At 31.2% G+C, this 5,065-nt stretch carries 6 protein-coding genes and 1 pseudogene; 1 reads left to right on the top strand and 6 read right to left on the bottom strand.

The features are described 5' to 3' along the window. Window positions 1-188 precede the first annotated feature (188 nt). The 3 genes from ABI549_RS13325 to ABI549_RS13335 all read right to left on the bottom strand — a co-directional run bounded on the left by ABI549_RS13325 (window position 189) and on the right by ABI549_RS13335 (window position 2,646). Window positions 189-653 carry a hypothetical protein gene (locus ABI549_RS13325; protein ID WP_348076951.1) on the bottom strand — a complete coding sequence of 155 codons (465 nt, stop codon included), beginning with the start codon at window positions 651-653 and terminating at the stop codon, window positions 189-191. A 146-nt stretch (window positions 654-799) separates the two neighbouring features. Next, a complete protein-coding gene (locus tag ABI549_RS13330) occupies window positions 800-1,495 on the bottom strand; it encodes a GIY-YIG nuclease family protein (protein WP_348076952.1) in 696 nt (231 codons plus the stop codon). A gap of 158 nt (window positions 1,496-1,653) precedes the next feature. After that, window positions 1,654-2,646, bottom strand: a complete 993-nt coding sequence (locus ABI549_RS13335) for a hypothetical protein (RefSeq protein ID WP_348076953.1) — start codon at window positions 2,644-2,646, stop codon at window positions 1,654-1,656. A 236-nt stretch (window positions 2,647-2,882) separates the two neighbouring features. On the opposite strand from ABI549_RS13335, the gene ABI549_RS13340 reads away from it, so the two are divergent. Then, on the top strand, window positions 2,883-3,071 hold the full coding sequence (locus ABI549_RS13340; protein ID WP_348076954.1) for a hypothetical protein: 189 nt from the start codon (window positions 2,883-2,885) through the stop codon (window positions 3,069-3,071). On the opposite strand, the gene ABI549_RS13345 is transcribed toward ABI549_RS13340, so the two are convergent. The 3 genes and pseudogenes from ABI549_RS13345 to ABI549_RS13355 form a co-directional block, all read right to left on the bottom strand. After that, entirely contained in the window at window positions 3,068-3,397 is a 330-nt protein-coding gene (locus ABI549_RS13345; protein WP_348076955.1) for a hypothetical protein, read from the bottom strand. The two genes, ABI549_RS13340 and ABI549_RS13345, sit on opposite strands and share 4 nt — an antisense overlap. Before the next feature lie 197 nt (window positions 3,398-3,594). After that, the gene (locus ABI549_RS13350) at window positions 3,595-4,791 is read right to left on the bottom strand and encodes a site-specific integrase (RefSeq protein WP_348076956.1); all 1,197 of its coding nucleotides are present in this window, start codon (window positions 4,789-4,791) and stop codon (window positions 3,595-3,597) included. 127 nt (window positions 4,792-4,918) lie between these two features. Next, window positions 4,919-5,065 (bottom strand): annotated as a pseudogene (locus tag ABI549_RS13355) (dihydrolipoyl dehydrogenase); the annotation flags it as partial.

Raw genomic sequence — 5,065 nt, forward strand, 5'->3', positions numbered from 1 at the left:
AATATCTGATTTACAGGTTTTTATTTACGTTCTGCGGTGCCATTACTGCTAACGTTCCCGCGCTTTGCGACTGTTGCGAGCTTCGGAACCGAATATTTTCCACTAAGATAATATTTCTTGCGGAAGAAAAACGTCCGGCTACCATAAATTTAGCAATAGCGCAAAACGTGTGTTGGCAGTAGTGTTTTTTATTTCAGTTCGCCAGTTTTCGGAAACTTGTTTACAATCTTTTCAAGTTGGTTCAATATTTTCGGAACATGAGTTTGGTCAAAACTAATTTCAAATTTTAGTTTATTTCCATTTCCTGCGTTATCCATTACAACGCATTCAGCATTTAGATGTCCAATTCCATCTCCTACAATTTTCATTTCAACTTGACTTTCTAAAGTGTGAAATGTTGCAATTCCGTTTAGATTGTCATAAAGTTTAACTAATTCATTTTTGAAACTAAAGAAATCAACTGTCATAAAATCTGCTTTGAATTCTCCAGAAAATACGCCAGCTTTTACTTTAACAATTCCACTTATCCAATTTCTGTCCCAATCTAATTCCGCATTTGGATAATTTAGACCAATTAGGTCAATTCGGATAAAATCTCCGCTTTCTGTTATTTCGAAATAAGTAGTTTCTTCGTCCATGAGATTTTCTAACATTACTGCCAACGTCTTGGCGCTTGGCGAGGTTGGGGAGTAAAGATGCGAGATTTTTCCATTAAACACAAATTTTCCAAGTACAAAACCATCTTTAAATTAAGCCTAAAACCCCAATCTCGCCAAACGGCTGTTAGCTGTAGTTTTTTTTAGAAAGGTAAATCGTTTTCTTTAATGTGATTATTGAGTTGTTCATCTTCAATTTTAATTTCTGAAAACGGACTAACTATTTCATCAAGATAATTTGACTTTCCAATAAAATTTCTAGCAAAATTGCCAATTTCTTTTAATTCCACGGTATTCAGTTTAAACCATTCTTTTCGATATTTATTTTTTAATAATTTTTTATGTATTAACCTTTCTAGTTCTCTGCAATTTTCGGTTAAAAAAAAATCAATTAGAGTAAATTCAAAAGGATTTCCAGTTTCAAATTGTTTTAAACGTTGAGTTATATTTTTCGTAATTCCAATTTTGTATAAATTTGAATTATGAGTGTCAATAATATATAAGCCTAATTTATTTTTACTTTTTTCGATTATTATGGAATTGAGTATGTTGCCTTGACAATATTTCTTTCCATCTTTCCAAACGATTTTTGGAATTTCGTTATTAATAATTTCAAAGCCATTTTGAAGTAACATTTCGTCTGATGGAAAATATGATTCATCTTCATTTTCATCAATAATAACACTACAAACTTTTTTTGCATGAACAAGTTCGATATCATAGCCTTCCATTTTTATGAAAAAATTTTCGGCTAAGTATTCATCAAAAGAGACTACAAACCAATTTTCATGATTATCAATTGTAGTAATCCAATAAAAATTTTTATATGAATTTGTCATTTCTACCGTGATTTTTTAAAATTACAGCTAACGTCTTGGCGCTTGGCGAGGTTGGGGACTTTAAAGCAGAGTATTTTCTGCCGAAACGAAGATATGATAAAAAACGCTAATTCCACTAAAACCCCAATCTCGCCAAACGGCTGTTGGTGGCTGGCTTTTTATTTATCGTTTATTGCTAAACCTAAATCGTCCAATAGGTTCATTTGATTTTTTTCAGCTTCTTTAATTTTTCTATATTTTTTACCTTCTTTAGTTTCGATTGGTTTCTCATTCTCAAAATAATGATTAACTCTAACAACTTCATAACCAATTATTTTTTCAACTCCTTCGTTATCTATTTGACGTTTGATTTTTAGAAAGCAATTAATAGAAGAACCATTTTTAAATTCAATATCTCCATTTTGAACTATTGTCTTAAATTCACTTGATTGCATACTGAAAATTATCGGTTCACCACTAAAATATCCCATCCATTTATATTTACCTTTCTTTAAGACTGGTGAAATTATTTCAATATTAGCAGATTCGATTTCGATAGGAGAAAGCTCGTCAGTAACTAAAATGAAGTTTTTAAATTCATTTTTAAAAACAGTTCTTTCTAAAAAAACATTTTCTTTTTCCTCGTTTGTAGATAAAAAAGAAACTTTTTCAATTTCAGAATATCCCTCTAAACTTTCATAAAAATTTGATTTTCTTTTCTTTATTATGTTATTAGACTCAATTTGTGAATTTCTTTTTACAGCTTCTTCTTTTAATTTTTCTATTTCTAATTTTAGTTTTTCTTTTTGCATATCATTAATCTCCGTATCTTCAAAAAGCTTATCAATTAGCTTTTCAGAAACTTTTGCGATGGGAGTTGTTAAAAGAACAGTAATAAGGGCAACAATAATCGTAGTTGTAATTGTTGCTTTTTTGTTTTCTTCTTTCGATACTATTGTGAACCATTTTCTTAAACCACCTTCTGCGGTTGGTTCGGTTTCAATTAGAATACTTAAAGAGTAAGTTTTTGCAATTTCTTTTATTAAGTATAAAACTTCGTGTTCGCATCTATTTTCAATTAGAGCGTCCATTTTATGCGAATTATTTTTTAGCCAATAATGAATTTCTAAAACATTGGTATTGTTAAAAAATATTTTTTCATTTTCGTTCATAAAAGGTTGTTTTATACGATTTTAGGTAAGCTTGCCACCAACGGATTGTGGCTTGCTGTCAGTTGCGAGCTTCGTAACAAAATATTTTCTGCTAAGATAATTGTTCTTGCGGAAAATGAACGTGATTTTAGCACATTTCTCGCAATTGCAGCAAACCGCTGTTGGCAAATCGGCTTTATTTTCGGTTTCGTGTTTCCACCGCTATCAAGTGAAACACATTTTTAAATTCAATTATTATGTCACAATACGATAAATTAGATTTAGTTTCAATAGAGATTTTAAAGTTACTTTCAGGTTACTCTTTAGAAGAAGTACAAACAATTCAAAAAAAAGTTGAAACACAAATATATTCTACATTTCATTGCATACTTAATGATTCAAGTTTTGAACAGTTAATAGAAAATATTAAAAATGAAATAACTTAATTAAATATTTTACTTATGTCGTGTCTAATTTTTAAAACTTTTAAAACTTCTTCTAATTCAACTTCAATTTTGTCTGTTTCGTTAGTAATAATTACAATTACTTTCCATTCTATACTTTTTTCCTTTGTTTCAGCAAGTTTGTTTTCATAATCTCCAGGGTGTTTCTTTTTTAAAACTTCTGATTGTAAATGAGAAATTCGAGGTTCTCTAGTTTTTAAGTCTGTAATTTTAAATTCACGTCCTTCTTCTCCAAATGGGAAATATGATTTAGTTTTTAAGTAATCAAATTCTTTAGTTAGTTTTTCAGCCTTTAATTTTGAATACATATTTTTTTAATTTTTATTATTTATGAAAACATTATATCTTTATTCACACTTCGGTTTTTCCAAGCTGTTTGCCAACTAGTATATAGGCGAATAAATTTGACCTGTTTTGTTCCGATATGGAACAATGGGCGCAAGTTTTTGCCTATTTTCTTGCGGGTTATTTTCTTGTTTGTTCTTTACAAATTTAAAATTATTTCTTACATATCAAAGGGATTAATTATTTTTTTTAGTGATACACTACTTACATGTGTATAAATCATTGTTGTTTTTGGGCTGCTGTGTCCTAATAAGTCTTGAATGTAGCGTAAATCGGTACCATTTTCTAATAAATGCGTGGCAAAGCTATGGCGTAAAGTATGCAAACTGATGTGTTTTTCAATTCCGGCTTTTAATGCCGATTGTTGGAGGACTTGCTGAGCACTTCGACTGCTATATTGTGGGCTATTCTGTCCTTCAAATATAAAAGTTTTAGGTTTGTAAATTGTATAATATTCTCTTAACAAGGCTAATACTTTTGTAGATAATAAGGTATAACGATCTTTTTTGCCTTTCGCATTTTTTACGTGAATTAACATTCGTTGGCTGTCAATATCTATGAGTTTCATATTGAGGGCTTCACTAATTCGGAGTCCAGACGAATAGATTAAGGCTAATAATGTTTTGTGTTTTAGGTTGGTTGTAAAATCGATGAGTTTTAAGGTTTCTTCTTTGCTTAAAACGTTTGGTAATGTTTTGGCATTTTTAGGACGATGAATTTCTTTGATATCTATTTTTGAATCTTGTATGATAGTGAAAAATAATTTAATGGCATTTACTATTTGGTTTTGATACGATGCAGAAAGTTTATTCTTAAGCAAATAATCGTTATTGTAAATAATGACATCTTCTTTATTAATTTCAGCAATGGGCTTCTCTCTGTAAAAGACGAGAAAGGATTTTAAGGCTTCACTATAGGAACCAATTGTGCTCTCGCTGTAGCGTTTGGAGCGCATCCATTGTTTGAATTTTTCTATTTGTGCGATGCCTTCTTCTGAAGGAAAGGAATAAGCGATTGGGATAATTTTAAACCGAATTCTATTTTCTTCTGTATCTGGAATGTGCCACGCTAATTTTTGTTGGCTCCATCGAGCATTCTCAATTTTTTTTATGCGAGAGATCAAGTCGGTATTTTTTTCAAAATAGACTGCAATTCGCTTTTCTCCTTTGTGTACGATGGGTTTGGCTGTCCAATTCATGATTAGTAGAATTTCGGTCTTAAATGTAGGAATTTTTAATTGAAATAATACTATCGAATGCCAATTTCTAGAGTAAAAAAGAATTGATTTTATTGTTTGGTTTTGCGTGAAGGATTGAGGGTTTGTTTGAGCTCCTTTGTGTGGAGCGTAGTGGAGCATAAAGAGCGAGTGCCGAAAGCCTGACGCTACTGGAACGGAGTGGAAGTAGGGGCACGCCCATAAAAAAATCCGACTGGTTTGTACCAATCGGATTGTTGTATTTTATTTTGTAAATTGCTACTGAATTTTACAAGTGAATTACTTCACCGTAAGCATCGGCAACGGCTTCCATAACTGCTTCACTCATTGTTGGGTGTGGGTGGATGGATTTTAGAATTTCGTGTCCTGTTGTTTCTAGTTTACGCGCTACAACTGCCTCGGCAATCATATCGGT

It is taken from the genome of Flavobacterium sp. (genome assembly GCF_039932285.1).
Lineage (GTDB): Bacteria > Bacteroidota > Bacteroidia > Flavobacteriales > Flavobacteriaceae > Flavobacterium.

Bases quoted from the DNA above. Each gene is read 5' to 3' on its own strand.
- ABI549_RS13325 (WP_348076951.1), bottom strand. From the start codon at position 653: ATGTTAGAAAATCTCATGGACGAAGAAACTACTTATTTCGAAATAACA.
- ABI549_RS13330 (WP_348076952.1), bottom strand. From the start codon at position 1,495: ATGACAAATTCATATAAAAATTTTTATTGGATTACTACAATTGATAAT.
- ABI549_RS13335 (WP_348076953.1), bottom strand. From the start codon at position 2,646: ATGAACGAAAATGAAAAAATATTTTTTAACAATACCAATGTTTTAGAA.
- ABI549_RS13340 (WP_348076954.1), top strand. From the start codon at position 2,883: ATGTCACAATACGATAAATTAGATTTAGTTTCAATAGAGATTTTAAAG.
- ABI549_RS13345 (WP_348076955.1), bottom strand. From the start codon at position 3,397: ATGTATTCAAAATTAAAGGCTGAAAAACTAACTAAAGAATTTGATTAC.
- ABI549_RS13350 (WP_348076956.1), bottom strand. From the start codon at position 4,791: ATGCTCCACTACGCTCCACACAAAGGAGCTCAAACAAACCCTCAATCC.